Source organism: Gammaproteobacteria bacterium, assembly GCA_015709695.1.
In the GTDB taxonomy this organism is placed as follows: domain Bacteria; phylum Pseudomonadota; class Gammaproteobacteria; order Steroidobacterales.
This window is the reverse complement of the sequence record CP054183.1, coordinates 1,387,511-1,413,760: the sequence shown is the minus strand read 5'-3', so window position 1 is coordinate 1,413,760 and position 26,250 is coordinate 1,387,511. Positions and strand designations below refer to the sequence as shown.

The window sequence follows — 26,250 nt, the reverse complement described above, 5'->3', positions numbered from 1 at the left end:
CCGGGTTGAACTGCGCCACAGATTGGCCATGCCCGCGCCGGCGGCGGCTCAGGGCAGGTCGGTGCTGCCCATCAGGTAGCGGTCCACCTCGCGGGCAGCGGCACGCCCCTCGTGGATGGCCCAGACGATGAGGCTCTGGCCGCGCCGGCAGTCGCCGGCGGAAAACACGCCCGGCACGCTGGTCGCGTACTGGCCGTAATCGGCCCGGACGTTGCTGCGCGCGTCCACCTCGACACCCATCTCGCGCAGCAGCGGCTGCTCGGGGCCGAGGAATCCCATGGCGAGCAGCACCAGCTGCGCCGGGTGGGTCTGCTCGCTGCCGGGTCGCTCGCGCGGCACGCGCTGGCCCTGCTCGTTGCGTTCCCAGCCGATATCCACGGTGACCACTTCGGCAACGGCACCGCTGGCATCGCCCACCAGCCGCTTCACGGTCGTCAGGTAGCCGCGCGGGTCGTTGCCGAACCGGGCGGCCGCCTCCTTCTGGCCGTAGTCGATGCGATGGATCTGCGGCCATTCCGGCCAGGGGTTGTCGGCCGCCCGTTCACCGGGAGGCTGCGGCAGGATCTCCAGCTGGCGCAGGCTGCGGCAGCCCTGGCGCATCGCCGTGCCGACGCAGTCGGTGCCGGTGTCGCCGCCGCCGATGACCACCACGTCGCGGCCCCGGGCGTGGATCGGCGCCGCGTCCGGTGCCCCCGCGAGCAGTGCCCTGGTGCTGGCGGTGAGGTAGTCCATGGCGAAATGCACGCCCTTCAGGGCACGGCCCTCCACCGGCAGGTCGCGGGGCTGGGTCGCCCCGGTGCAGATCACGGTGGCATCGAAGTCCCGAAGCAGCAACATGGCCTCGACGTTCTCGCCGACGTGGGCGTTGCAGATGAACTTGATGCCTTCCTGCTCCATGAGGCGCAGGCGCCGCTGCACGACCTCGCGCTTGTCCAGTTTCATGTTCGGGATGCCGTACATCAGCAGGCCGCCGGGCTGGTCATCGCGCTCCAGCACCGTCACCAGGTGGCCGGCGCGGTTGAGCTGGGCGGCGGCGGCGAGACCGGCCGGGCCGGAGCCGATGACCACCACCTTCCTGCCGGTGCGAACCCGGGGCGGTTCGGGCATCACCCAGCCTTCCTCCCAGCCGCGATCGCTGATCGCCTGTTCGAGGTTCTTGATGGTCACCGGTGGCGCATTGATGCCGAGCACGCAGGAGCCCTCGCAGGGGGCGGGGCAGACGCGGCCGGTGAACTCCGGGAAGTTGTTGGTGCGATGCAGGCGCTCGAGCGCCTCTTCCCACAGGCCGCGGTAGACCAGGTCATTCCACTCGGGGATGAGGTTGTTGACCGGGCAGCCGGCCGTGGCGCCGTTGATGATGCGACCGGTCTGGCAGAACGGCACGCCGCAGTCCATGCAGCGGGCGCCCTGCTGGCGCAGGCGCTTCTCCTCCATCGGCAGGTGGAACTCCGCCCAGTCGTGGATGCGCTCGCGCGGCGTGCGGTCGACTGGCAGCTCGCGCAGGTATTCGAGGAATCCGCTTGCCTTGCCCATGATCAGTTACCACCCACCCGCGCCAGGTCGTGCGCGTTCTCTTCGAATGCCGCCATGATGGCTTCGTCGCCGCTGAGCCCCTGCTCGTGTGCGCGGCTGATGCACGAGAGCATGCGCTGGTAGTCGCGGGGCACCACGCGGATGAAGCGTGGCAGGCTGGTTTCCCAGGCATCGAGCACGGCGCGGGCGCGCTTGCTGCCCGTCAGCGCGTGGTGGCGTTCGACCAGGGTCTTCACGGCGGCGATCTCCCCGGGGTCTTCCAGCTTCTCGCTGCCCACCATCTGCCGGTTGATACGGCCTTCGGCGGCGCCGCTGTCGTCGAGGATGTAGGCGATGCCACCGGACATGCCGGCGCCGAAGTTGCGGCCGACCGGCCCGAGCACCACCACCCGGCCACCGGTCATGTATTCGCAGCCATGGTCGCCGACCGCTTCCACGACCGCGTCCACGCCGCTGTTGCGCACGGCGAAGCGCTCGCCGGCCATGCCGCTGATGAAGGCCTCGCCGCTGGTCGCGCCGTAGAGGGCGACGTTGCCGATGATGATGTTCTCCTCGGCGGCGAAACGCGCCGCCGCGGGCGGGTAGACGATGATCCGGCCGCCGGAGAGGCCCTTGCCGCAATAGTCGTTGGCATCACCCTCGATGGTGAAAGTCATGCCCTTGGGCATGAAGGCGCCGAAGCTCTGTCCGGCGGATCCGCGGAACCTGATGCGGATGGTGTCGTGCGGCAGGCCCCTGGCGCCCCACTTGCGGGTGATCTCGCTGCCGGTGATGGTGCCGACCACGCGGTTGACGTTGCGGATCGGCAGTTCGGCGCTGACCTGGGTGCCGTTCTCGATGGCGGGACGGCAGATGTCCAGCAGCTGCGTGCTGTCCAGCGACTTCTCCAGGCCATGGTCCTGGTCGATCTGGCGAAAGCGGCCGACTTCGGCGCCGACATCGGGTTCGTAGAGGATGTTGCTGAAGTCGAAGCCCCGCGCCTTCCAGTGCCGGATGGCCTGGCGCGGCTCGAGGCGGTCGACGCGGCCGACCATCTCCTCGATGCGCCGGAAGCCGAGCCGTGCCATGTGCTCGCGCACGTCCTGGGCGATGAAGCGCATGAAGTTGACCACATGCTCCGGCTTGCCGGTGAAGCGCTCGCGCAGCCGCGGATCCTGGGTCGCCACGCCCACCGGGCAGGTGTTCAGGTGGCAGACGCGCATCATCACGCAGCCGACGGCCACCAGCGGTGCCGTGGCGAAGCCGAACTCCTCGGCGCCGAGCAGGGCGGCGACGATGACATCGCGGCCGGTCTTCAGCTGGCCATCGGCCTCGACCGTGACGCGGCTGCGGAGCCGGTTGAGCACCAGCGTCTGGTGGGCCTCGGCGAGGCCGAGTTCCCAGGGCAGGCCGGCGTGGGCGATGGAGGTCTGCGGCGAGGCGCCGGTGCCGCCATCGTGGCCGCTGATCAGCACCACGTCGGCGTGCGCCTTGGCCACGCCGGCGGCGATGGTGCCGACGCCCACCTCGGCCACCAGCTTGACGCTGATGCGCGCCTGGCGGTTGGCATTCTTCAGGTCGTGGATCAGCTCGGCGAGGTCCTCGATGGAGTAGATGTCGTGATGCGGCGGCGGCGAGATGAGGCCGACGCCCGCCGTGGTGTGACGTGTCTTGGCGATCCACGGGTAGACCTTGGTGCCCGGCAGCTGGCCGCCCTCGCCGGGCTTGGCACCCTGCGCCATCTTGATCTGGATCTCGCTGGCGCTGACCAGGTACTCGCTGGTGACGCCGAAGCGGCCCGAGGCCACCTGCTTGATCGCCGAGTTCCTCGAGTCGCCATTCGGCAGCGGCTGGTAACGCTCCGGGTCCTCGCCGCCCTCGCCGGTGTTGGACTTGCCACCGAGGCGGTTCATGGCGATCGCCAGGGTCTCGTGCGCCTCCTTGCTGATGGAGCCATACGACATCGCCCCGGTCTTGAAGCGCCTGACGATGCTGTCGACGGACTCGACCTCGTCGAGCGGGACGGGGGTGCCGGCGGTGAACTCCAGCAGGCCGCGCAGGGTGCTCTTCATCTGCGACTGGTCGTCGATCAGCTCCGCATAGGACTTGTAGGTCGCGTAGCTGCCGGTGCGCACCGCCTTCTGCAGGCGGTGGATCGACTCCGGGTTGAACAGGTGGTGCTCGCCGTCCACGCGCCAGCGGTACATGCCGCCGGAGGGCAGGCTGTGGCCCTCGACCTGGCGGTCGGGGAACGCGGCGTGGTGGCGCATGAGTGCCTCGCGGGCGATCACGCCGATGTCGATGCCACCCACCCGGGAAGCGGTCCAGGTGAAGTACTCGTCGATGACGTCCTGGCGCAATCCCACGGCCTCGAAGACCTGGGCACCGTGATAGCTCTGGATGGCGGAAATGCCCATCTTCGACATGACCTTGACCACGCCCTTGGTCGCCGCCTTGACGAAGTTCTTGCAGGCCGTCTTGTGGTCGATGCCGGTCAGCACGCCGTCGTGGATCATGCCGTCGATGGTCTCGAAGGCGAGGTAAGGGTTGACGGCGCTGCAGCCATAGCCGATGAGCAGGCTGAAGTGATGCACCTCGCGCGCCTCGCCCGTTTCCAGCACCAGGCTGGCCCGGGTGCGCAGGCCTTCGCGGATCAGGAAGTGATGCAGCGCGGATACCGCCAGCAGGGCGGGGATGGGCGCGAAGTCGCGGTTGACGCCGCGATCGCTGAGGATGATGACATTCAGTCCCTCGTCCTCGATCATCCGGCGCGCACGCTTGCACAGGTCCTTGATCGCCGCCACCAGGCTCTTCTCGCCGCGGGCGACGCGGAACAGGCTCGGCAGCACGCCGGCACGGATGCCGGGCAGGTCGAGCCTCCGCACCCTGGCGAACTGCTCGTTGGTGAGGATGGGGCCGGCCAGTTCCAGGCGCCGGCAGTCGGCCGGCTGGGGCTCGAGCAGGTTGCCCTCGGAGCCGAGCCACACCTCGGAAGCCGTGATGAGTTCCTCGCGGATGCAGTCGATCGGCGGGTTGGTCACCTGGGCGAACAGCTGCTTGAAGTAATCGAACAGCAGCCGCGGGCGGTCCGAGAGGGCAGCGAGCGGCGTGTCGTTGCCCATGGAGCCCACGGCTTCGACGCCGTCGCGGGCCATGGGCAACATGAGCACGCGCTCGTCCTCGAAGCTGTAGCCGAAGGCCACCTGGCGCTGCAGCAGCGTCTCGTGGTCGGGCGCCGGCACCTCGGGCGCCGCGGGCAGCCGGTCGAGGTGTACCAGGTGCTCGTCGAGCCACTGCCGGTAGGGCCGTTCGCGGGTGATGCCGCGCTTGATCTCCGCGTCGTCGATGATGCGGCCCTGCACGGTGTCCACCAGGAACATGCGGCCCGGCTGCAACCGGCCCTTGCTGAGGATGTTCTCCGGCGGGATGTCCAGCACGCCGGCCTCGGAGGCCATGATGACCATGTCGTCGCGGGTGACGTAGAAGCGCGACGGGCGCAGGCCGTTGCGGTCGAGGATCGCGCCGATCTGCCGGCCATCGGTGAAAGCGATCGATGCCGGTCCGTCCCAGGGCTCCATCAGGCTGGAGTGGTACTGGTAGAAGGCGCGCGTCTCGTCGTCCATCTCGCCATGGTTGGACCACGGCTCCGGGATCATCATCATGATGGCGTGGGGCAGGGAGCGCCCGGAGAGCACCAGCAGCTCGAGCACGTTGTCGAACATCGCCGAGTCGCTGCCGTTCGGGTTGACGATGGGCGGGATGTTCTGCATGTCCTCGCCGAAGATCGCCGACTCGAAGCGGGCCTCGCGCGCCGTCATCCAGTTGACGTTGCCGCGCAGGGTATTGATCTCGCCGTTGTGCGCGAGATAGCGGTAGGGATGTGCCCGGTCCCAGCTCGGGAAGGTGTTGGTGGAGAAGCGCGAGTGCACCAGCGCCAGCGCCGTCTCCATGTCCGGATGGAGGAGGTCCGGGTAGTACCCGGTCAGCTGCTCGGTGAGCAGCATGCCCTTGTAGACGAGCGTCTTGTAGGAGAGGCTGCAGAGGTACCACTGCTCGGCGCCGTCCAGCGTCGAGGTGCGGATCTCGTTGTAGGCGCGCTTGCGGATCACGTAGAGCTTGCGCTCGAAGGCCATCTCGTCGGCGAGCTGCGGGTCACGGCCGATGAACGCCTGGCGCACGAAGGGCTCCGAGGCCCGGGCGGTCTCGCCGAGGGACTTGTTGCAGGTGGGCACGCTGCGCCAGCCGAGGAATTCCTGGCCCTCGGACTGCACGATCTGCTGGAAGCGCTGTTCCAGCTTGCGCCGCTTGCCGCTGTCCTTCGGCATGAAGATCGTCGCGCAGCCGTAGTGTCCGGGCTCGGGCAGCGTGATGTGGGCCTGCCCGCAGGCGCCGACCAGGAACTTGTGCGGCATCTGCATCAGCACGCCGGCGCCGTCGCCGGTGTTGACCTCGGCGCCGCTGGCGCCGCGGTGGTCGAGGTTGCGCAGCACCTCGATGGCCTGGGCGAGGATGCGGTGCGACTTGCGGCCCTTGATGTCGACGACGAAGCCGACGCCGCAGGCGTCGTGCTCGAAGGCGGGATCGTAAAGGCCCTGGCGCCCGGGAGGGCAGGCCCGCAGGGGGGCGGAGTCAGTCTCTCGTGCCGTCATGTGCAGCCTTCGCTGGCGGTGGTCTGGGGGGTGCGAATCGACTTCGCGGCGCGCCAGTCTACGGCGCCGGGGCCCCGCCGGAAAGTCTCGGCGCGGCCGGCGGGGGATGGCGCCGGCGAGGAGGGCGGGTGCCGCCGGCCGCCGCCGTTCAGGCCAGGCGGGCCAGCTGCTCGCCCAGCTGGCGGATTTCCTGTTCGACGGCCAGCAGCCTCTCGCGCTCCCGGGCCACCACGGCGGCCGGCGCGTGGCCGGCGAACTGGGGGTTGGCCAGCTTCGCCTCGACCCGGCCGCGGTCGGCCTCGGCCTTCGCCAGGGCCTTCGCCAGACGCTCGCGCTCCGCGGCGAGGTCGATCAGCCCGGCCATCGGCACCAGGATCCGGGTGCCGCCGAGCAGCGCCGTGGCGGACACCGGAGCCTGCTCGCCCGCATCGAGCAGCCGCAGGGACTCCAGCCGGGCCAGCTGCCGCAGGAAGGGCCAGTGGGCCTCCACGCGATGGCGGTCGGCGTCGGCGGCGTCCTGCAGCAGCACCGGCAGCGGCTTCGACGGGGCGATGTTCATCTCGCCGCGGATCTGGCGGATGCCGAGCACGAAGCCCTGTACCCAGGCGAGTTCGGCTTCCGCGGTCTCGTCGACGGGGAACGCGGCCGTCTCCGGGTAGGGCTGCAGCATGACCGAGTCGCCGGCGACTCCTGTCGCCGCGGCCACCTTGCGCCAGAGTTCCTCGGTGATGAACGGCATCAGCGGGTGCAGGGCACGCAGCAGCGCCTCGAGGACCTCGATCAGCGTGCGGCGCGTGGCGGCGCGCAGGGCCGGTTCCGCTTCGGAGCCCTGGAGGACCGGCTTGGTGAGTTCCAGGTACCAGTCGCAGTACTCGTTCCAGGTGAACTCGTAGAGCGCGCGGGCCGCGAGGTCGAAGCGATACTGGGCCAGCTGCTCGTGGACGCTGGCGATGGCGCGGCCAAGGCGCGAGCGGATCCAGCGGTCGGGCAGCGAGGCGGGGGCGGTGCCGGCCGCGGCCAGCTCCTGCCCCTCGACGCTCATCAGCACGTAGCGGGTGGCATTCCACAGCTTGTTGCAGAAGTTGCGGTAGCCCTCGATGCGGTTGAGGTCGAAGCGGATGTCGCGGCCGGTGCTGGCCAGCGCCGCGAAGGTGAAGCGCAGGGCATCGGTGCCGAACTCGGGGATGCCGTCGGGGAACTGGCGGCGGGTGGCCTTCTCGATCTGCGGCCTGAGCTGCGGCTGCATCAGCCCGCTGGTGCGCTTGGCGACCAGGGTCTCGAGGTCCACGCCGTCGATGAGATCCAGCGGGTCGAGGATGTTGCCCTTGGACTTCGACATCTTCTCGCCGTGCTCGTCGCGGATCAGCCCGGTGATGTAGACCTCGCGGAACGGCACCTCGCCGGTGAACTTCAGGCCCATCATGATCATGCGGGCGACCCAGAAGAAGATGATGTCGAAGCCGGTGACCAGCACGCTGGTCGGGTAGAAGGCCGCCAGCTCCGCGGTCTGCTGCGGCCAGCCGAGCGTGGAGAACGGCCACAGCGCGGAGGAGAACCAGGTGTCCAGCACGTCATCGTCCTGGCGCAGGGCGACGCTGCTGTCCATGCCGTGGTTGCGGCGAACCTCGGCCTCGCTGCGGCCGACGTAGACCCGGCCCGCCTCGTCGTACCAGGCCGGGATGCGGTGGCCCCACCAGAGCTGGCGGCTGATGCACCAGTCCTGGATGTTGTGCATCCACTGGAAGTAGGTCTTCGCCCAGTTGTCGGGAACGAAGCGGATGCGCCCGTCCTCGACGGCGGCGATGGCCGGCGCCGCCAGCGGCGCGATCTTCACGTACCACTGGTCGGTGAGCCAGGGTTCGAGCACGGCATTGCTGCGATCGCCGCGCGGCACCGGCAGCGGATGCGCGTCCACCTTCTCGAGCAGGCCGGCATCCTGCATCAGCGCCACGACCTGGCGGCGGGCCTCGAAGCGATCGAGGCCGACCAGCGCGGCGGGTATCTCGCCCGCCGGCAGCGCGCCGCCGGCGTGGTCGCCGGCGGTGATGCGCGCATCGCGATCCATGATGTTGATCAGCGGCAGGTCGTGGCGGCGGCCGATCTCGTAGTCGTTGAAGTCGTGGCCGGGGGTGATCTTGACGCAGCCGGAACCGAAGGCCGGGTCGACGTAGGCGTCGGCGATGACCGGCACCAGGCGACCGGTGAGAGGCAGGCGCACCTGGCGGCCGACCAGGTGGCGGTAGCGCTCGTCCTCGGGATTCACCGCCACCGCGGTGTCGCCCAGCAGGGTCTCCGGACGGGTCGTTGCCACGACCAGGTGGCCGCTGCCGTCGGCGAGCGGGTAGCGGAAGTGCCAGAGCTGTCCCTGCTCGGGCTCGGCGATGACCTCGAGGTCCGACAGCGCGGTGTGCAGCACGGGGTCCCAGTTGACCAGGCGCTTGCCGCGATAGATCAGCCCTTCCTCGTGCAGCGTGACGAAGACCTCGGTTACCGCGGCCGACAGCCCCTCGTCCATGGTGAAACGGTCGCGGCTCCAGTCCACCGAGTCGCCCAGCCGGCGCATCTGCCGGCAGATGGTGCCTCCCGATTGCTCCTTCCATTCCCAGACCCGGGCGACGAAGGCCTCGCGGCCGATGTCGGTGCGCCGCTGGCCGGCGGCGTTGAGCTGGCGTTCCACCACCATCTGGGTGGCGATGCCGGCGTGGTCCGTGCCCGGCTGCCACAGTGCGCGGTGACCGCGCATGCGGTGGTAGCGCGTGAGCGCGTCCATGAGCGTGTGCTGGAAGGCGTGGCCCATGTGCAGCGTGCCGGTGACGTTCGGCGGCGGGATCATGATGCAGTAGGGGGTGCCGCTGCCCGATGGCGCAAACAGGCCGCGCCGCTCCCATTCCTCGTAGAGGCGCTGCTCGATGCTGGCGGGGTGGTAGGTCTTCTCCATGCTCACGCGGTGTGCTTTCCTAGCGGCGGCCCGTGCCGGGGCCGAAATGTTCCTGCAGCACGTCGTCGATCAGGTCGGGCAGCTCGGTGCGCAGCCGGCCGATGACGTCGGCGAAGAGGTTGGCTTCCATCTCCCGGAGCGATTCGTGCAGCAGCCGCTCCATCAGCGCGTAGCCCTCGGTGGCGATGCGCGCCTGCAGCCCGGCCAGTTCGTCGGCCGTCACCACCAGCGGTGGCGAGGCCGGAGGCGCCTCGCCCGGCGTGCCGACCATGTCGGTGAGCACCGGGATCTTCTTCTCGGTCATGGCTCTGCTCCGATGTCGTGGCTGCTGATCTCGCGACCGGCCTCGCGGTAGCGGCGGAAGCGCTCGCGGCCGCGCTGGCGCCCGGCATCGGTGTCGTCGATGACCTCGGCGACGCGGGGAAACGTCGCCGCGAACGCCGGCAGCTCGTCGGCGAGATTGATCAGCAGTCCGGCAGCGGGCGGATTCCCGGGACCGTGCCCGATGGTCACCGGCGAACCCGCGGCGGCGTCCGCGGCGATGACCTCGTGGGGCACGAAGCTCCCCTGGCGGAAGGTCCAGAGCAGTTCGTCGAGCTGCGTGGCCTGTGCCGGCGAGCCGGCGTGGAGGTGCACGCGGTGCTGCAGGCGATAGGCCTTCTCGGCCAGCCGGCAGGCAAAGCGCAGCCTGGCGCCGGGATCCGCCACCGCCAGCACGTAGAAATCCACGCGACCGGGTTCGGGCAAGCTCATGTGCCCCGCCGGGCCCGGGAGCGGGCCGTCATGCTGCCGCCGCGCGGCCCAGCAGGTATTCCACCAGCAGGCCGACGGGCCGTCCGGTGCTGCCCTTCTGCGGGGCGGTGACCCAGGCGGTCCCTGCCACGTCGAGGTGCGCCCAGGGGATGTCGCCGGCGAAGCGCGAGAGGAAGGCGGCGGCGGTGATGGTGCCGGCATCGCGGCCGCCGATGTTGGCCACGTCGGCGAACGGGCTCTTCAGCAGTTCCATGTACTCGGCATCCAGCGGCAGGCGCCAGGCCGGGTCGTCGGCGGCCTCGCCGGCGGCGAGCAGCGCGGAGGCCAGCGGATCGGAGTTGCCCATGAGGCCACTGCGGTGCTTGCCCAGCGCGACGACGCAGGCACCGGTCAGCGTGGCGATGTCGATCATCGCCGCCGGTTTGAAGCGGGCGCCGTAGGTCAGCGCATCGCAGAGGATCAGGCGTCCCTCGGCGTCGGTATTGAGGATCTCGATCGTCTGGCCGGACATGGAGCGCACGATGTCCCCCGGCCGGGTCGCCCGGCCGCCCGGCATGTTCTCGCAGCTCGGTACCAGCCCCACGACGTTGAGCGGCAGGCCGAGTTCGGCCACCGCCTGCATGACGGCGATCACCGTGCCCGCACCGCTCATGTCGTACTTCATCTCGTCCATCTGCGGGCCGGGCTTCAGGGAGATGCCGCCGGTGTCGAAGGTGATTCCCTTGCCGACCAGGACCACCGGCGCCTTGGCGGCGCCGGCACCCTGGTACTGCATGACCACGAAGCGCGCCGGCTGCGCGCTGCCGGCGGTGACCGACAGCAGCGAGCCCATGCCGAGGCGGCGCATGCGTGCTTCGTCGAGCACCTGCACCCGCAGCTTGCGCTGCCGGCCTGCGAGTTCGCGGGCGCGCTGCGCCAGCCAGGACGGGGTGCAGACATTGGGAGGCTCGTTGCCGAGGTCCCGCGCGAGGCTGATGGCGCGGCCGATGGCATCACCCTGGGCAAGGCCGCGGCGGACGGCGGCGGCATCGTCGCCGGCCGCCAGCACCAGGCTGCGCAGCTTCGGCGGCGGATTGCCGGCCTCGCGCGTCTTGTGCGGCTGGAAGCGGTAGGCGGTGTCGTGCCAGGTCTCGGCGGCAATGCGGGCGCGGCGGCAGGCATCGGTGCCGGTGATATCCGCGGTGCCGAGGAAGGAGATCGCCTCCGTCACCGGCGAGCGGCCCAGCGCGAGAAAGGCGCTCCGCACCGCCTTGCGGAAGGCCTTGCGGTCGCAGCGCCCGCGTGCGCCCAGCCCGGCGAGTAGCACCCGCTGGGTGGCGAGCCCGGGCACCCGGGGCAGCAGCAGGCTGTCGCCGGCCTCCGCGCGGAAGTCGCCCTGGCGCAGCAGCCTGCGGATGAAGCCGCCGGCAGCGCGGTCGGCTTCGCGCGTCGCCGCCGGCAATGCGCCGTCGGCGAACACGGGCAGGATGAGACATCCCGTGCGCTGTCGCGCCACCGGGCCGGCCTTGACCAGAAATTTCATGTGATCCTCCAAGCCGGAACCCCGGTGCCGCGCGCCGCAAGGTGCCGCGTGCTCCTTGACGGCTGCGCGGGATGGGCCGGATGATTGCCTGGCGCCGCTACGGGCGCGCTCCCTCTCGTGCCTGGCGCGGTAGTCTAACGGATGAAGCCGAAACCTGGGCAAACCGCATGCAGGCGCATCCTGCCGCCGGGCCATGGCTGCCATCGCTAGCCGCTACATCCTGCGCGAGGCCGCACAGACCTGGCTGGCGGTGACCGGCGTGCTGCTGCTCATCCTCGTCACCAACCAGTTCGCCAAGGTGCTCGGTGACGCCGCCTCGAACAAGGTCCCCCGGGAAGCGCTGCTGCTGGTGATGGGACTGACCTCGCTGCAGTACCTGACCATCCTCATCCCGGTCGGCCTGTTCCTCGCCATCCTCCTGGCCCTCGGCCGCCTGTACCGCGACAGCGAGATGTATGCGCTGATGGCCTGCGGCGTGGGGCCGGCGCAGCTCTACCGGCCGGTGATGACGCTCGCCCTGGTGCTGGCGGCGGTGGTCGGCTGGCTGGCGCTCGACGTCTCGCCCTCGGCCATCCGCGAGGTGCGCCGCATCGGCCAGGAGGCGCGGGCACGCGCCGACCTGCGCATCATGGAGCCGGGCCGGTTCGTGAAGTTCGGCCAGGCCGATGCCGTGGTGTATGCCGAGCAGGTGACGGCCGACGGGCACCTCCACAACGTCTTCGTCCAGCGTCGTCGCGACGGCATCATCGAGGTGATCGTGGCCGCCGAGGCCCATCAGCAGGACACGCCGGACCCCAACGTCAAGATGCTCACCTTCGGCAACGGGCGCCGCTACGAGGGTGAGCCGGGCTCCGCGCGGTTCAAGGTGGTGGAGTTCGTCGAGCATGGCATTCCGTACTCGTTGCCGAGCCAGGTGCCGGTGAATTTCGGTGCCAAGGGACGCAGCGTCGGCGCGCTGCTGGAGTCCGGCAGCCTGGCGGATGTGGCGGAGCTGCAGTGGCGCGTCTCGGTGCCGCTCATGGTGCTGGTGCTGGCGCTGCTGGCCGTGCCCCTGGGGCGTTCCTCGCCGCGGCAGGGTCGCTATGCGGGGCTGGTGATCGGGCTGCTGGTGTACTTCAGCTACTCCAACCTGCTGGGAGTCGCCCGGGTGTGGGTCGAGCGCGGCAAGGTGCCGCCGCTGCTCGGGCTGTGGTGGGTCCATGCCGGCTTCATCGCCGCCGCGCTCCTGCTGCTGGCGGCGCGCTACGGCGCCTGGCAGCGCCCCTGGTGGCGGCGCAGGTTGCGGCCGGCATGATCATCATCCGCCGTTACCTGGCCGGGGCGGTGCTCGGCACCACGGCGCTGGTGCTCGGCGTGCTGCTGGTGCTGGGCGGCTTCGTCGAGTTCATCGGCCAGCTCGACGACGTGGGCACTGGTGGCTTCGGCATCGTGCAGGCGCTGGCCTTCGCGCTGATGCAGCTGCCGGACCTGGCGTTCACGGTTCTGCCGATGGCGGTGCTGCTGGGCAGCCTGCTGGGCCTCGGCGCGCTGGCGGGCGGCAGCGAGATCATCGCCTTGCGGGCGGCGGGGGCTTCACCCGTGGCCCTGGCCCGCGCCTTGGTCGTCACCGGGTCCGGTCTCGCACTGCTGACGCTGGTCATCGGCCTGCATGTCGCGCCGCCGCTGGAACGCTATGCCCGCCAGTACCGCACCTTCGCCATGCAGGGGCCCTCCGGTCTCGCCAGCACCGAGTCGGCATGGGTCCGCGACGGGGACGTGATCATGAACCTGAGCCAGCTGGGCGACCCGACCCGGTATGGTGGCGTGTACCTGTTCAGGCTCGCGCCACCAGGCCGCCTGGCGAGCGTGGCGCGGGCCGATTCGGCCAGCTTCGGCGCCGGCAAGGAGTGGACGCTCAACAATTTCGCCGAGTCCCGCTTCGATGACGGCGGCGTGACGGTGCGGCGCGAGCGTCGCTTTGCGGAGCTGACCGGCCTGAATCCCGAGCTGCTCAGCCTGACGGTGGTGCGGGCCGAGGCACTGGACGGGCTCGCGCTGTGGCGCTACATCCGCTACCTGCGCAGCAACGGGCTCGACTCGCGGCACTTCGAGGTGGAGCTGTGGAGCCGCATCGCCGCGTCGGTGGCGGTGGTGCCGATGTGCATCCTGGCGCTGGCTTTCTGCTTCGGGGCACTGCGCCGCGCCGGCACCGGTGCCCGCATGCTGATTGGCGTGGTCACGGGCCTCGCGTACTTTCTCGCCAGCCGCGGCCTGGCCGATGGCGGCGAACTCTACCGGCTCGATCCGCTGCTGGTGGGGTGGCTGCCGACCCTCCTGCTGGCTGCCGTCACGGCCATCGCCCTGGCGAGGGCGCGCTAGTCGTTTCCGGCGGCCGCCGGCATCACCCGCGTGCCGCTGAGCCGGTCATGCCAGCTGCGGCCCTGTGCATCGACGAGCATCCACCAGTAGCCGGCACCCAGCGCCGCCAGCGAGAGCAGGGCGGCGAGGAAGCGCAGCGCAGCCCTGGCCGGCAGCAGCCTGCCCCCGTCGTCGCGCTCGAGGCGGATGCGCCAGGTGCGCAGGCCGGGTGTCTGGCCACCGCGCGACCAGAAGCCGATGAAATAGGCGGCGACCAGCGCCAGCAGGAACAGGCGGTAGCCGAGGTGGCCGGGTGGCAGGGCGTCGCCGCCGCGGGCGATGACGAGAATGAAGGAGCCGAGCATGAGGATGCCGGCCACGATCAGCCAGTCGTACAGGCCGGCGGCGAGCAGGCGGAGCAGGGCCGCGGCCCGAGTCGGGGTGGTGGCGATGCGGACTCCTGTCGGCAGCGGCGCCTGCCCGGTGGCCAGTGGACAGCGCGGCTGCGATGGCGCTCCCTGCGGGAATCGAACCCGCGTTTCAGCCTTGAGAGGGCCGCGTCCTAACCGCTAGACGAAGGGAGCCGGCAACCGCATCGGGTGCCCGGGGTGCGGGCGGGCTGCTATTATAGGTACGCATGGCAATCCCACAAGCCGGGCTGACTGTTGACCGACTCCACACAAGCTGACCGTCCCGCACCCCAGATCATTCCGCGGTCCGAACACAACATCTCCAGGGCCGATATCTCCCGGCCGGCACTGAAGGTGCTGTATCGATTGAAGGATGCCGGCTACCAGGCATTCCTCGTCGGCGGCAGCGTGCGCGACCTGCTCCTCGGCCGGCATCCGAAGGACTTCGATGTTGCCACCGATGCGCATCCCGAAGACGTGCGCGCGCTGTTCGGCAACAGCCGGCTCATCGGCCGCCGCTTTCGCCTGGCGCATGTGCGTTTCGGCGGCGAGATCATCGAGGTGGCGACCTTCCGCGGCCTCGGCACGGAAGAGGCGGCCAGCGAGCACCGCGAGGTCTCGGCCGAGACCGGCCGCCTGATCCGCGACAATGTGTATGGCACCATCGAGGAGGACGTGTGGCGCCGTGATTTCACCGCCAACGCCCTCTACTACAACATTGCCGACTTCTCCATCTGGGACTTCACCGGCGGTGTCGCCGACATCGGGGCGCGGCGCCTGCGCATCATCGGTGACCCGGAGGCGCGCTTCCGCGAGGACCCGGTGCGGATGCTGCGGGCGGCGCGGTTCGCCGCCAAGCTCGGCTTCGAGCTGGACGCCGAGTCGGCGGCGCTCATTCCCCGCCTGGCCCACCTGGTCGGTGGTGTACCCCCGGCGCGGCTCTTCGACGAGTTCATGAAGCTGTTCCAGAGTGGCCATGCGCTGCAGAGCTACCGCCAGCTGCAGCGGTACGGCCTGTTCGGCCAGCTGTTTCCGGCGACGGCCGCATGGCTCGGGCCGGGCACGGATGCGCGCGGGCGATTCCTCGAGGCCGCGCTGGCCAGTACCGATGCGCGCGTGGCCGAGGACCGCCCGGTGACGCCGATGTTCCTGCTGGGCGTGTTCCTCTGGGGCCCCGTGGCGGACCGGGCGGCTGCGCAGGCAGGGCAGGGCATGTCGGATTTCCAGGCGCTGGCGGTGGCAGCCGCCGAGCTGACGCGCGAGCAGACCGAGCGCATCGCGGTGCCGCGCCGCTTCTCCATCCCGATGCGGGAAATGCTCCAGCTGCAGATCCGCTTCGACAAGACGCGCGGCGCCCGCGCCCTGGCCTTCATCGAGAGCAAGCGCTTCCGCGCGGCCTATGACCTGCTGCTGCTGCGCGCCGCTGCCGGCAATGCGGATGCGGGCCTGGCGCAGTGGTGGACCACACTGCAGGGATTGTCTCCGGAGGAACAACGCCGCGAACTCGGCCTTGGCCGTGCCGGCACGTCGGGACGCCGCCGTCGCGGGCGCGGTGGCCGCGGTGGCCACGCCGTCGACGACGCCCACGGCGACCGGCAGCCGGCCTGAGCCGCGCCGCCACGGCTGTCGGGTGGGTGATGCCCGAGCCTGTCTGGACCCCGGCCTACGTCGGCATGGGCAGCAACCTCGATGATCCGGTGCGCCAGCTCGACCGCGCCACGGCCTCGCTCGCTGCCCTGGATGCGACGCGGCTGGTGGCCGTCTCCGCGTATTTCCGCAATCCGCCCTTCGGTCCGGTCAGCCAGCCGGATTTCGTCAATGCGGCGGCAGCCCTGCTGACGCGACTGGGGCCCGCCGAGCTGCTGGCGGCGCTCAAGCGGATCGAGCATGCGCAGGGACGCGAGCCGTCGCCGGCCCTGCGCTGGGGGCCGCGTGTCCTGGACCTCGACCTGCTCGTCCACGGCAGGCTGCGGCTCGACCTGCCGGGCCTGGTGCTGCCGCATCCGGGCATTGCCCAGCGAAATTTTGTATTGTTGCCGCTGGCGGAGATCGCACCCGGATTGGATGTGCCGGGGCTGGGCCGGGTCCGCGACCTTCTGGGTCGCGTGGACGGGACGGGCATGGAGCGCCTTGCCTGACTGCAAGCCATCGCCCCCGATGGCGGTGTCGAACAAGAACAAAGCAGCACGAGCGCATGGCGGAACGGCGGCATATTGTCATCGAGGGCCCCATCGGCGTGGGCAAGACCAGCCTGGCGCGTCGCCTTGCCGGCAGCATCGACAGCGAGCTGATGCTGGAGGAGGCAGAGGCCAATCCCTTCCTCGAGCGTTTCTACCGGGATCCGCGCGGCGCCGCCCTGCCGGCCCAGCTGTTCTTCCTGTTCCAGCGCGTGCGGCAGATCGAGCAGCTGCGCCAGCACGAACTGTTCCATCCGACCCGCATCGCCGACTTCATGATCGAGAAGGACCGGTTGTTCGCCGAGATCAACCTCGACCGGCACGAGCTGTCGCTCTACGAGAAGGTCTGGGATTCGCTCGACATCCAGCCCCCGGTGCCGGACCTGGTGGTGTACCTGCAGGCGCCCGTGGACACGCTGCTGTTCCGCATCGCCCGTCGCGGCCTGGAGCACGAGCAGCAGATCAACAGGCGTTACCTGGAGCGGCTGGCCGAGGGCTATGCGCGCTTCTTCCACGGCTATGACGCGGCCCCGCTGCTCATCGTCAATGCCGCGACCCTCGATCCGGTCCATAATGACGAGCACTTCGGCATCCTGAACGAGGCAATCGGCAGGGTCCGCAGCGGCAGGCACTTTTTCAACCCTGTGGCTGCCGCGCTCGCCTGAGTGGCGCAGCCCGGCTGGCGGAGAGGAAACTTGGCCTACAAGCAGCTCCAGCAGCGCGGGATGCCGCTGCCGCCGGTGACGGTCACCACGCTGCGCAACATGAAGGCCGAAGGCGAGCCGATCGCCTGCCTGACGGCTTATGACGCCAGCTTCGCCACCATCGTCGAGGAAGCCGGGACCGACGTGGTGCTGGTGGGCGACTCACTGGGCATGGTCATCCAGGGCCACGACACCACGGTGCCGGTCACGGTCGCCGATGTGATCTATCACTGCCGGGCCGTGGCGCGCGGCCTGCGCCGTGCATTCCTCATGGCCGACCTGCCGTTCATGAGCTACACGACGCCGGTGGTGGCGCTGGAAAATGCCGTGCGCATGATGCAGGAGGGCGGGGCGATGATGGTGAAGCTCGAGGGCGGTCTCGGCCAGCTGCGCATCGTCGAGCACCTCGCCCAGCATGACATCCCGGTCTGCGCCCACATCGGCCTGAAGCCCCAGTCCGTGCACAAGCTGGGCGGCTTCCGCGTGCAGGGCCGCGATCAGGCGCAGGCGCTGCGCATGATCGAGGAGGCCACTGCGCTGGAACACGCCGGTGCCGACGTCATCCTGCTCGAGTGCGTGCCGAGCGAGCTCGGCCAGGCGGTGCGCGATGCCGTCGCCGTGCCGGTGATCGGCATCGGCGCCGGGCCTGCGGTCGACGGGCAGATCCTCGTGCTGTACGACATGCTGGGCATCACCCAGGGGCGCCTGCCGCGCTTCGTGCGCAATTTCATGGAGGGGGCCGATTCGGTCGCGTCCGCCTGCGAAGCCTACGTGCAGGCGGTCAAGGAACGGCGCTACCCCGCACCCGAGCACTGTTTCTCCTGAGCGGCAGCGCGTGAGGATCCTGCGCAGCACCGTCGCGGTACGGCGCCTCGTGCGCGCCTGGCACGTCGCGGGTGAGCGCATCGCGCTCGTGCCGACGCTCGGCAACCTGCATGCCGGCCACGTCAGCCTGGTCGGAATCGCCAGGCGGCGCGCAGACCGGGTGGTCGCCAGCATCTTCGTCAATCCGACGCAGTTCGGGCCCGGCGAGGACTACGCCAGCTATCCACGCACCCTGCGGGCCGATGCGGCGCAACTGCGCGCCGCCGGTGTCGATGCCCTGTTCCTGCCGACCGTGCAGGTCATGTACCCGCGGGGGGGTCGCCACAGCGTCAGCGTCACCGTGCCCGGCCTGTCGACCGATCTCTGCGGCGCCCACCGGCCCGGGCACTTCGACGGCGTGGCCTCGGTGGTACTGCGGCTGTTCAATATCGTCACGCCCGATCTGGCGGTGTTCGGCGAGAAGGACTACCAGCAGCTGGTGCTGTTGCGGCGGATGGCCAGCGACCTGCACCTGGACCTCGACATCCGCGGCGCGCCCACGGTGCGCGAGGCCGACGGGCTGGCGATGAGCTCGCGCAACCAGTACCTGGGTGTGACCGAGCGCCGCACGGCCCCCGCGCTCTACGAGGCACTGCGGGAGTGCCGCGCGCAGCTGCTCGCTGGCAACCGCGCCTATGCCCGCATCGAGCGCCAGGCGCACCGGCGGCTCGAGGCCGCCGGCTTCCGGCCGGACTATGTGGCGATCCGCGATGCGCGGGAGCTGGCGCCACCGGATGGCGCCAGCCGCACGCTGCGGGTGCTGGCTGCCGCCTGGCTCGGCCGCGCACGGCTCATCGACAATCTGGCGGTGCGCCTGCGCTGAGCGGCGACGGTCTCACTCCCGGCCGTGCCGGCGCAGCGCCCAGCGCACGTGCTCGCGCACCAGCGGCGAGGGGTGGTCGCGATGTGCCTGCAGCGCTGCCAGAACCTGCGGCGTCGTCGGCGCGTTGCCCAGTGCCACGGCGAGGTTGCGCAGCCAGCCGTGGTATCCCGCGCGCCGGATGGCGCTGCCGGCAGTGCGCTCGAGCCAGGTGGTCTCGCTCCACAGGAACAGCTCCGCCAGTGATGGATGGTCGAGCCCGTGGCGCGGCGCGAAGTCGTCTTCCGCGGAAAACCGTGCGAACTTGTTCCATGGACAGGCGAGCTGGCAGTCGTCGCAGCCGAAGACGCGGTTGCCCAGGGCCGGCCGCAGTGCTTCGGGAATGGGCCCCTTGTTCTCGATGGTGAGGTAGGAGATGCAGCGCCGGGCATCGAGCACGTAGGGCGCGACGATGGCGCCGGTGGGACAGGCGGCCAGGCAGGCCGTGCAGCTGCCGCAGTGGTCGTCGGCCGGCGTGTCCACCGGCAAGGCGAGGTCCGTGAGGATTTCGCCCAGCAGGAACCAGGACCCGGCCTTGCTGTTGACCAGGTTGGTGTGTTTGCCGATCCAGCCGAGGCCGGCCTGCTGGGCCAGCGGCTTCTCCATGACGGGCCCGCTGTCGACGAACGCGCGGTAGCCGAATGGGCCGATGGCTCCGCTGATGCGCGTGGCGAGCCGCTGCAGGCGCGGCCGCATGATGCGATGGTAGTCGCGGCCCAGGGCGTAGCGCGTGATCCAGGCGCGATCGGCCTCCGTCGCCAGTTGCGCGGCCGGCCAGGCTTCTTCCCTCTGGTAGTCCATGCGCACGGAGATCACCCTGATGGTGCCGGGCACGGTCGTGGCCGGGCTGGTGCTGAGCGCGGCGCGGCTGCGCAACCATTCCATGTCGGCGTGATAGCCCCGGTTCAGCCATTCCTGCAGCCGCGCGCCGGCCGTGGCGAGATCGGGAGCGGCGATGCCGACCTGCTGAAAGCCGAATTCACCTGCCCAGATGCGGATGCGGGAAGCGAGGTCGGCAAACTCTGCCGTTGACAGCGTCATGGGCGTTCCGGTCCCGGGTGCTCCATTATAATCGTGGGCATGTCGCTGCCCTCGAGCCTGCTCTACACGCCCGCGGCGGTGCGCGAGATGGACCGCATCGCCATCGAGGAGGTCGGCATCTCCGGTTTCGATCTCATGGGCCGTGCCGGGCGGCTGGTCTGGGACACCGCGCGCGAGCTGCATGCCGGTGCCACACGCTGGCTGGTGCTGTGCGGCGCAGGCAACAACGCCGGCGATGGCTATGTGGTCGCCACGCTGGCCCGTGCCGCCGGCATGCAGGTCACGGTGGCGGCACTGTCCGATCCCCGGGGATTGCGTGACGATGCCGCCCGCGCCTGGGAGCAGTACCGGCAGGCCGGTGGCAGCGTGGTGCCCTTCCACGACGGCCTGCTGGCAGGAGCGGACCTGGTCATCGACGCCATGCTCGGCACCGGGCTGCTTCGCGATCTCGAAGGCGCCTGGCTGCTCGCCGTGGAGGCGGTCAACGCGGCCGCCGTGCCCGTGGTGGCCGTCGACCTGCCGAGCGGGCTGGATGGTGCCAGCGGACGCGTGCTGGGCGCGGCGGTGCGGGCGGACACCACGGTGACTTTCATCGGCCGCAAGCAGGGCCTGTACCTCGGCGCCGGGCCCGATCATGCCGGCGAGATCGTCTTCGGTGACCTCGGTGTGCCGCCTGGCCGGGTGTCGCGGGTGGCGCCGACGCTGCGCCTCTTCGATGGCGACGACCAGGTGCGCCTGCTGCCGCGCCGGTCACGAACTGCACACAAGGGGAAGTTCGGCCACGTGCTGGTGGTGGGTGGCAACCGGGGCATGGGTGGCGCGGTGCGCCTGGCCGCGGAGGCGGCGCTGCGCGCCGGCGCCGGTCTGGTGAGCGTGGCCACCCGGCCCGGGAACGTGGTGCCGGTGGTGGCCGCCCGGCCGGAGCTGATGTGCCTGGATGCAGAGGATGCGGCGGATCTCGGCGGCCTGCTCGAGCGTGCCACGGTCATTGCCGTGGGCCCGGGCCTCGGACAGGATGCCTGGGCGCGCAAGCTGCTCGCCCACCTGCTCGGGCGGCGACAACCGCTGGTCATCGACGCCGATGCGCTGAACCTGCTGGCCGGACAGTCTCAACGCCGCGAGGACCGGGTGCTGACCCCGCATCCCGGCGAGGCCGCACGCCTGCTGGGCGTGAATACGGCGCAGGTCCAGGCCGACCGCCTGCATGCCATGGCCAATCTGTGCCAGCGGTATGGCGGCGTGGTGGTGCTCAAGGGGCGCGGCACGCTTGTCGGCCGGTCCGGCGAACTGCCGTACCTCATCGATGCCGGCAACCCGGGCATGGCCTCCGCCGGGATGGGCGATGTGCTGACCGGCCTCGTCGCCGGCATCGTCGCCCAGCATGGGGTGGAGGATCTGCTGGCTGCAGCGGCCTGTGCGGCCTTCGTTCACGCGAAAGCTGCCGACGATGCGGCACGCCATGGCGAGCGCGGCCTCGTGGCCAGCGACCTGTTCGGATGCCTGCGCCCATGGCTGAACCCGCAGGCCTGATCCTCCCGGACGCTGCGGCGACCGAGAGGTTTGGCCGCCAGTGCGCCATGGCGCTGCTGGCCACGCGACCGGAAGGTTTGATCGTGTACCTCGAGGGTGAACTCGGCGCGGGGAAGACCACGCTGGTGCGGGGTCTCCTCGCTGGCCTGGGCCACACGGGCAGGGTACCCAGTCCCACCTACACGCTGGTCGAGCCCTATGCGCTCGCCGACCGGGTCATCCAGCACGTGGACCTGTATCGCCTGCGGGACCCGCGCGAACTGGAAGAGATCGGCCTCGTCGAGGCGCTGTCGGGTGGCGTGATCGGCCTGATCGAGTGGCCCGGTCAGGGTGCGGGCTACCTGCCGGAGGCGGATCTCGTCCTGCGGCTCGAGCTCGCCGCCCAGGGTCCGGGCCGGGTAGTCAGCTGGGAGGCAAGGAGTGCTGCGGGCCAGGCCCTGTGCCGGTTGTTCGGGCCGCAGGCGGAGGGCAGCCAGGGCGGGCAGCCAGTTACGACAGGTCGATGAGCAGCCAAGTCAGGAATGACTGATATCTGCTTCATTACTTAGGGGAATCATCTTCCAATCGCACCTGCTCCCGCTATAATCGGGGCCACTGCCCAGGGGAGTGTGGCGTGCGCAAGGCTTGGTACGTGTCCACCGTGGTTTTCGCCGCGGCGCTGGCGGCCTCGACGGCATCCGCCGGGCAGGCGTCGGTCGAGCGCCTGGCGCTGTCGAGCGCCGGCACGAGCACCACGCTGGTGCTGGAGATGACCGACAGCAGCGAGTACCGCCTGTTCACCCTGCAGGATCCCTACCGGGTCGTCGTCGACCTGCTCTCCGCGCGCCTGACGCGGCAGGCCCTGCCGCTGCCGGCAGGCACCGGCAGCGTGCGGCAGCTGAGGGCCGCGAACCGCCCGGACGGTTCCCTGAGGATCGTGCTCGACATGGCGGCGCCGGCCATCCCGGAGCCGCTGCTGCGGACTGCCGGCGGGGCCGGTGGCACGCGCCTGCAGATCGGGCTTGCCGAGGCGACACCGCCAGCCAAGCCGGTGGTCACGGAGATGGCGACTGCGCGGGAGGCGGCCCCGCCGCCCGCCACGGCGCAGGCGCCCGTGGCGATGGTCGCGGATCCGCCCGCCGTGCAGCCGGAGACGGCGGCGCCGGCCGCGCTGGCCGCACCCGAGTCGGCAGCGGGCACGTCCTCGCCGAGGACAGGTCGCGACATCATCATCGCCATCGACGCCGGCCACGGTGGCAAGGATCCGGGCGCGCACGGCCCACGCGGCGTTCTGGAGAAGGACATCACGCTCCGGCTCGCCCGCCGGCTGGCCGAAGTCGTCAATGCCGAGCCCGGCATGCGGGCGGTCCTCACCCGTGACCAGGACGAGTTCATCCCGCTGCGTGGCCGCATGGAACGGGCGCGCAAGGCCTCGGCCGACCTGTTCATCTCGGTGCACGCCGATGCGGTCCGCGACCGCGATGTGCAGGGCAGTTCCGTCTATGTGCTGAACGAGAAGGGCGCCACCGACGAGGCCGCGCGCCGGCTGGCCGCGCGCGAGAATGCGGCGGACCTCATCGGCGGCGTGTCGCTGCGCACCAGGGACCCGACGCTGGCTTCGGTTTTGCTGGATCTTTCGCAGAACGCGTCGCTGAGTTCCAGCATCGAGGTGGCCGACGAGATCCTGCAGCAGATGGCCAGGGTTGGCACGGTACGCAAGCCGCAGGTGATGCAGGCACCGTTCATGGTGCTGAAGTCGCCGGACGTGCCATCGGTGCTCATCGAGACCGCGTACATCTCCAATCCCGAGGAAGAGCGGCGGCTGGACAACAACGAGTATCGCGGGCGGCTTGCTACAGCGATCTTCGCCGGCGTGCGGGACTATTTCTACAGGAACCCGCCACGCGGCACCCTGGTGGCGGAGCTGAGCCGGCAACGCCTGGCGGAATCCGTGCAGCACGTGATCCGTCCCGGCGAGACCCTGTCCGGGCTCGCTGCTCGCTACAACGTCAGCGTTCGCCGCATTCGTGATGCCAACCAGCTGCATACTGACCGGGTGGCACCCGGGCAGGTGCTGCGCATCCCCGCAGCGCAGGAGACCTGAGCCGCAGCCGTCGCCGCCCGCCATGACAAGTGGGGGCATCGTTTGAAACAATCGGCGCATGCCGATCCGCCAGTTGCCGCCGCAGCTCATCAACCAGATTGCCGCTGGCGAAGTCGTGGAGCGGCCGGCATCGGTAGCCAAGGAACTGCTGGAGAACAGCCTGGACGCCGGGGCCCGGCGCATCGACATCGATGCCGAGGAGGGCGGTATCCGCCTGCTGCGGGTGCGCGATGACGGTGTCGGCATCGCCCGTGACGAACTGGCACTGGCGCTGGCGCGCCATGCCACCAGCAAGATCGGCAGCCTGGAAGACCTCTCCTGCATTGCCTCGCTCGGCTTTCGTGGCGAGGCCCTGCCCAGCATCGCCTCGGTGTCCCGGCTGCGCCTGGTTTCCCGGCCTGCCGATGCCGAAGCGGCGTTCGGCGTCGACAGTGACGGCGGCAACATCGAGGGGCCGGCCCCTGCTGCCCATCCCCCCGGTACGCTGGTCGAGGTCCGCGACCTGTTCTTCAATACGCCGGCACGACGCCGGTTCCTGCGCTCGGAGCGCACCGAGTACCAGCACCTGCAAGCCGTCGTCGAGCGCATCGCGCTGGGGCGTTTCGCGACCTCGATCCGCTTCACGCACAACCGCCGGCAGGTGCTGGACCTGCCGGCGGCAGCTGACCGCGCCGCGCAGGAACGCCGCCTGGCCCAGCTGGCCGGCGAGGATTTCGTCTCCAGCCTGATGTACCTCGAGCGCGATGCCGGCGGCTTGCGGCTCTCTGGCTGGATCTCGCGCCCGACCTTCTCGCGCAGCCAGCCCGATCGGCAACATTTCTACATCAATGGCCGCGCCGTGCGGGACAAGCTGGTGGCCAGCGCCGTGCGGCTGGCCTACCAGGACGTGCTCTACCACGGCCGCTTCCCGGGATTCGCCCTGTACCTGGAGATGGATCCCGCCCTGGTTGACGTCAACGCCCACCCTGCCAAGCTCGAGGTGCGGTTCCGGGAGCCGGGCAGCATCCACGACTTCATCCGCAGGACGGTGGAAACCGCACTGTCGGGTACCAGCCCGGGCCGCATTCCGGCCAGTACGGCACCGATCCGGATGCAGGCAACGGCGCCGGCCGCGGCAACCGCGGCGCTGTTCCCCGGCGCCGGCCGCGTGCTGCGCGAAACGCCGGATGCCTACGCCGTGCTGGCCATGCCCTCGCAGCCGGTGGAACCCACGGCCGGCGGGATGCCGCCGCTCGGCCATGCGCTGGCGCAGCTCGGCGGCATCTACATCCTCGCCGAGACGGATCGCGGCCTGGCCATCATCGACATGCACGCGGCACATGAACGTGTCACCTACGAGGCGCTGAAAGCGCAGTGCGCTGCTTCGGGTGTGGCCAGCCAGCCCTTGCTGGTGCCCCAGGCCCTCGCGGTCAGCGAGAGCGAGGCCAGCTGGGTGGAGGAGCAGGGGGCTGCCCTGCTGCAATACGGGTTCGCGATCGAGCGTACCGGACCGGCGGCAGTGACGGTCAGGGCTGTCCCGGCGCTGCTGGCCGGCGCCGACATCGAGCGCCTGGTGCGCGACCTGCTTGCCGACCTGTGCCTCGATGGCCACAGCGCCAGGGTCGGGCAGGGACTGGACGCCGTGCTGTCGACCACCGCCTGCCATGCCTCCGTGCGGGCGCATCGTCAGCTGACGGTGGCGGAAATGAATGCCTTGCTGAGGTCGATGGAGAACACCGACCGGGCCGACCAGTGCAATCATGGCCGGCCCACCTGGACCGAGCTGTCGATGCAGGATCTCGACCGCCTGTTCCGGCGTGGCCGCTGAGGTCGACACCGGCGGCACCCGTGCCGCATCCACGGATGCGGTCGCCTGCATCATGGGCCCGACCGGTACGGGCAAGACGGCCCTGGCGCTGCAGCTGGCGGCGCGCTTCGACCTGGAAATCATCAGCGTCGACTCCGCCATGGTTTATCGTGGCATGGATATCGGCACCGCCAAGCCGGATGCGGCGACACGGGCGTCGGTGCCCCACCGGCTGATCGACGTCCGTGACCCCTGGGAGGGTTATTCGGCGGGGGACTTCCGCGTGGATGCCCTGCGCGCCATCGCCGAAGTGCGGGCCCAGGGCAGGGTACCGCTGCTGGTCGGCGGCACCATGCTCTACTTCCGCGCCCTCGAGCGTGGCCTCTCGGCGCTGCCCGGCGCCGATGCCGGTATTCGCGCCCGCATCGATGCACAGGCCGAGCGCAGCGGCTGGCCAGAATTGCACGCGCAGCTGGCCGCGGTCGACCCCGGGGCAGCAGCACGCATCAAGCCAGGGGACCGGCAGCGCATACAGCGTGCACTGGAAGTATTCATGCTGACGGGTGAGCCGATTTCCGTCCTGCAGGCGCAATCCGGCAAGTCGCGCCTCGAGCTGCGACGCCTGGCGCTGGTGCCCGCCGATCGCACGGCGTTGCGCGCCCGGCTGGATCGGCGCCTGCGCGCCATGATGGACGCGGGATTCCTCGGGGAAGTCCGTCGCCTGATGTCCGAGCCGCTTATGTCAGCGGATCGTCCTGCCATGCGTGCCGTGGGATACCGCCAGCTCTGGGCTCACCTGGCGGGCCAGCTGAGCCTCGAGGAGGCAATGCGCCAGGCTGCGGTGGCCACCCACCGGCTGGCCAAGCGGCAATTGACCTGGCTGCGCTCCGAGGCGCTCGACCTCAGTCTGGACCCGCAGTCGCCCGACTGCGCCATGCGTGCCGCGGCGGCGCTGGAAGGCTGGGGGTGTCGCGCTCGGGCGGGCGATGCAATATGATGGAGCGGCTTACAGAACGCCGGGAAAACGGGACATGAGCAGACTATCTCTTCCTTCCAAGAACGCGCCCGCGGAGAAAACCGAAAAG

General features: G+C 70.2%; 20 protein-coding genes and 1 tRNA gene. 12 read left to right on the top strand and 9 right to left on the bottom strand.

Annotated features, from left to right (window positions below; translation table 11 throughout):
* Positions 1 to 48: 48 nt before the first annotated feature.
* The 6 genes from HRU81_06685 to HRU81_06660 form a co-directional block, all read right to left on the bottom strand.
* Complete coding sequence (locus HRU81_06685; protein QOJ31803.1) at positions 49 to 1,533, bottom strand: glutamate synthase subunit beta; 1,485 nt, start codon at positions 1,531 to 1,533, stop codon at positions 49 to 51.
* Between the two features lie 2 nt (positions 1,534 to 1,535).
* Positions 1,536 to 6,161 (bottom strand): glutamate synthase large subunit, encoded by a 4,626-nt coding sequence (gltB, locus tag HRU81_06680; GenBank protein ID QOJ31802.1) that lies wholly within the window; start codon positions 6,159 to 6,161, stop codon positions 1,536 to 1,538.
* Positions 6,162 to 6,309: 148 nt separating this feature from the next.
* Positions 6,310 to 9,099: a valine--tRNA ligase gene (locus HRU81_06675; GenBank protein ID QOJ33319.1), complete on the bottom strand. Its 2,790-nt coding sequence runs from the start codon at positions 9,097 to 9,099 to the stop codon at positions 6,310 to 6,312.
* A gap of 19 nt (positions 9,100 to 9,118) precedes the next feature.
* The gene (locus HRU81_06670; protein ID QOJ31801.1) at positions 9,119 to 9,403 is read right to left on the bottom strand and encodes a hypothetical protein; all 285 of its coding nucleotides are present in this window, start codon (positions 9,401 to 9,403) and stop codon (positions 9,119 to 9,121) included.
* Positions 9,400 to 9,852 carry a DNA polymerase III subunit chi gene (locus HRU81_06665; protein QOJ31800.1) on the bottom strand — a complete coding sequence of 151 codons (453 nt, stop codon included), beginning with the start codon at positions 9,850 to 9,852 and terminating at the stop codon, positions 9,400 to 9,402. The genes HRU81_06670 and HRU81_06665 overlap by 4 nt, the downstream gene beginning before the upstream one ends.
* A gap of 28 nt (positions 9,853 to 9,880) precedes the next feature.
* Complete coding sequence (locus HRU81_06660) at positions 9,881 to 11,374, bottom strand: leucyl aminopeptidase (protein ID QOJ31799.1); 1,494 nt, start codon at positions 11,372 to 11,374, stop codon at positions 9,881 to 9,883.
* Positions 11,375 to 11,567: 193 nt separating this feature from the next.
* Between HRU81_06660 and lptF the strand changes: the two genes are divergently transcribed.
* Together lptF and lptG are read left to right on the top strand one after the other, a co-directional pair.
* The gene (gene lptF / locus HRU81_06655) at positions 11,568 to 12,668 is read left to right on the top strand and encodes an LPS export ABC transporter permease LptF (GenBank protein ID QOJ31798.1); all 1,101 of its coding nucleotides are present in this window, start codon (positions 11,568 to 11,570) and stop codon (positions 12,666 to 12,668) included.
* Positions 12,665 to 13,732, top strand: coding sequence for an LPS export ABC transporter permease LptG (gene lptG / locus HRU81_06650; protein QOJ31797.1), 1,068 nt, complete (start codon positions 12,665 to 12,667; stop codon positions 13,730 to 13,732). Before lptF ends, lptG begins: the two co-directional genes overlap by 4 nt.
* Here lptG and HRU81_06645 read toward each other — a convergent pair.
* Positions 13,729 to 14,076, bottom strand: a complete 348-nt coding sequence (locus HRU81_06645) for an RDD family protein (protein QOJ33318.1) — start codon at positions 14,074 to 14,076, stop codon at positions 13,729 to 13,731. The genes lptG and HRU81_06645 overlap by 4 nt on opposite strands.
* A gap of 144 nt (positions 14,077 to 14,220) precedes the next feature.
* Positions 14,221 to 14,295: transfer RNA gene (locus tag HRU81_06640), tRNA-Glu, on the bottom strand.
* A 78-nt stretch (positions 14,296 to 14,373) separates the two neighbouring features.
* On the opposite strand from HRU81_06640, the gene pcnB reads away from it, so the two are divergent.
* The 5 genes from pcnB to HRU81_06615 are packed head-to-tail and all read left to right on the top strand — an operon-like array spanning position 14,374 to position 18,689.
* Entirely contained in the window at positions 14,374 to 15,729 is a 1,356-nt protein-coding gene (gene pcnB, locus HRU81_06635) for a polynucleotide adenylyltransferase PcnB (protein ID QOJ33317.1), read from the top strand.
* 29 nt (positions 15,730 to 15,758) lie between these two features.
* Complete coding sequence (gene folK / locus HRU81_06630) at positions 15,759 to 16,259, top strand: 2-amino-4-hydroxy-6-hydroxymethyldihydropteridine diphosphokinase (GenBank protein QOJ31796.1); 501 nt, start codon at positions 15,759 to 15,761, stop codon at positions 16,257 to 16,259.
* A gap of 56 nt (positions 16,260 to 16,315) precedes the next feature.
* The gene (locus HRU81_06625) at positions 16,316 to 16,963 is read left to right on the top strand and encodes a deoxynucleoside kinase (protein QOJ31795.1); all 648 of its coding nucleotides are present in this window, start codon (positions 16,316 to 16,318) and stop codon (positions 16,961 to 16,963) included.
* Positions 16,964 to 17,023: 60 nt separating this feature from the next.
* A complete protein-coding gene (panB, locus tag HRU81_06620; GenBank protein ID QOJ33316.1) occupies positions 17,024 to 17,827 on the top strand; it encodes a 3-methyl-2-oxobutanoate hydroxymethyltransferase in 804 nt (267 codons plus the stop codon).
* A 10-nt stretch (positions 17,828 to 17,837) separates the two neighbouring features.
* Positions 17,838 to 18,689 (top strand): pantoate--beta-alanine ligase, encoded by an 852-nt coding sequence (locus tag HRU81_06615; GenBank protein ID QOJ31794.1) that lies wholly within the window; start codon positions 17,838 to 17,840, stop codon positions 18,687 to 18,689.
* A 12-nt stretch (positions 18,690 to 18,701) separates the two neighbouring features.
* Here HRU81_06615 and queG read toward each other — a convergent pair whose 3' ends face one another.
* Positions 18,702 to 19,766, bottom strand: coding sequence for a tRNA epoxyqueuosine(34) reductase QueG (gene queG, locus HRU81_06610; GenBank protein ID QOJ31793.1), 1,065 nt, complete (start codon positions 19,764 to 19,766; stop codon positions 18,702 to 18,704).
* A gap of 39 nt (positions 19,767 to 19,805) precedes the next feature.
* Here queG and HRU81_06605 point away from each other — a divergent pair, with 39 nt between their 5' ends.
* From HRU81_06605 to miaA, 5 genes are all read left to right on the top strand, one after another.
* Positions 19,806 to 21,296 (top strand): NAD(P)H-hydrate dehydratase, encoded by a 1,491-nt coding sequence (locus HRU81_06605; GenBank protein ID QOJ31792.1) that lies wholly within the window; start codon positions 19,806 to 19,808, stop codon positions 21,294 to 21,296.
* Positions 21,275 to 21,802 carry a tRNA (adenosine(37)-N6)-threonylcarbamoyltransferase complex ATPase subunit type 1 TsaE gene (gene tsaE / locus HRU81_06600; GenBank protein ID QOJ31791.1) on the top strand — a complete coding sequence of 176 codons (528 nt, stop codon included), beginning with the start codon at positions 21,275 to 21,277 and terminating at the stop codon, positions 21,800 to 21,802. The genes HRU81_06605 and tsaE overlap by 22 nt, the downstream gene beginning before the upstream one ends.
* 107 nt (positions 21,803 to 21,909) lie before the next feature.
* A complete protein-coding gene (locus HRU81_06595; protein QOJ31790.1) occupies positions 21,910 to 23,379 on the top strand; it encodes an N-acetylmuramoyl-L-alanine amidase in 1,470 nt (489 codons plus the stop codon).
* Between the two features lie 58 nt (positions 23,380 to 23,437).
* Positions 23,438 to 25,186 (top strand): DNA mismatch repair endonuclease MutL, encoded by a 1,749-nt coding sequence (mutL, locus tag HRU81_06590; protein QOJ31789.1) that lies wholly within the window; start codon positions 23,438 to 23,440, stop codon positions 25,184 to 25,186.
* Positions 25,119 to 26,162, top strand: coding sequence for a tRNA (adenosine(37)-N6)-dimethylallyltransferase MiaA (miaA, locus tag HRU81_06585; GenBank protein QOJ31788.1), 1,044 nt, complete (start codon positions 25,119 to 25,121; stop codon positions 26,160 to 26,162). Before mutL ends, miaA begins: the two co-directional genes overlap by 68 nt.
* The last annotated feature ends 88 nt before the right edge of the window (positions 26,163 to 26,250 follow it).

Coding starts and splice junctions, on each gene's coding strand:
- HRU81_06645 (QOJ33318.1), bottom strand. CDS start 14,076: ATGCTCGGCTCCTTCATTCTCGTCATCGCCCGCGGCGGCGACGCCCTG.
- miaA (QOJ31788.1), top strand. CDS start 25,119: ATGGCCGGCCCACCTGGACCGAGCTGTCGATGCAGGATCTCGACCGCC.
- gltB (QOJ31802.1), bottom strand. CDS start 6,161: ATGACGGCACGAGAGACTGACTCCGCCCCCCTGCGGGCCTGCCCTCCC.
- HRU81_06665 (QOJ31800.1), bottom strand. CDS start 9,852: ATGAGCTTGCCCGAACCCGGTCGCGTGGATTTCTACGTGCTGGCGGTG.
- HRU81_06675 (QOJ33319.1), bottom strand. CDS start 9,099: ATGGAGAAGACCTACCACCCCGCCAGCATCGAGCAGCGCCTCTACGAG.
- HRU81_06660 (QOJ31799.1), bottom strand. CDS start 11,374: ATGAAATTTCTGGTCAAGGCCGGCCCGGTGGCGCGACAGCGCACGGGA.
- HRU81_06670 (QOJ31801.1), bottom strand. CDS start 9,403: ATGACCGAGAAGAAGATCCCGGTGCTCACCGACATGGTCGGCACGCCG.
- queG (QOJ31793.1), bottom strand. CDS start 19,766: ATGACGCTGTCAACGGCAGAGTTTGCCGACCTCGCTTCCCGCATCCGC.
- HRU81_06685 (QOJ31803.1), bottom strand. CDS start 1,533: ATGGGCAAGGCAAGCGGATTCCTCGAATACCTGCGCGAGCTGCCAGTC.
- lptF (QOJ31798.1), top strand. CDS start 11,568: ATGGCTGCCATCGCTAGCCGCTACATCCTGCGCGAGGCCGCACAGACC.
- mutL (QOJ31789.1), top strand. CDS start 23,438: ATGCCGATCCGCCAGTTGCCGCCGCAGCTCATCAACCAGATTGCCGCT.
- HRU81_06605 (QOJ31792.1), top strand. CDS start 19,806: ATGTCGCTGCCCTCGAGCCTGCTCTACACGCCCGCGGCGGTGCGCGAG.
- panB (QOJ33316.1), top strand. CDS start 17,024: ATGCCGCTGCCGCCGGTGACGGTCACCACGCTGCGCAACATGAAGGCC.
- folK (QOJ31796.1), top strand. CDS start 15,759: ATGCCCGAGCCTGTCTGGACCCCGGCCTACGTCGGCATGGGCAGCAAC.
- tsaE (QOJ31791.1), top strand. CDS start 21,275: ATGGCTGAACCCGCAGGCCTGATCCTCCCGGACGCTGCGGCGACCGAG.
- lptG (QOJ31797.1), top strand. CDS start 12,665: ATGATCATCATCCGCCGTTACCTGGCCGGGGCGGTGCTCGGCACCACG.
- HRU81_06625 (QOJ31795.1), top strand. CDS start 16,316: ATGGCGGAACGGCGGCATATTGTCATCGAGGGCCCCATCGGCGTGGGC.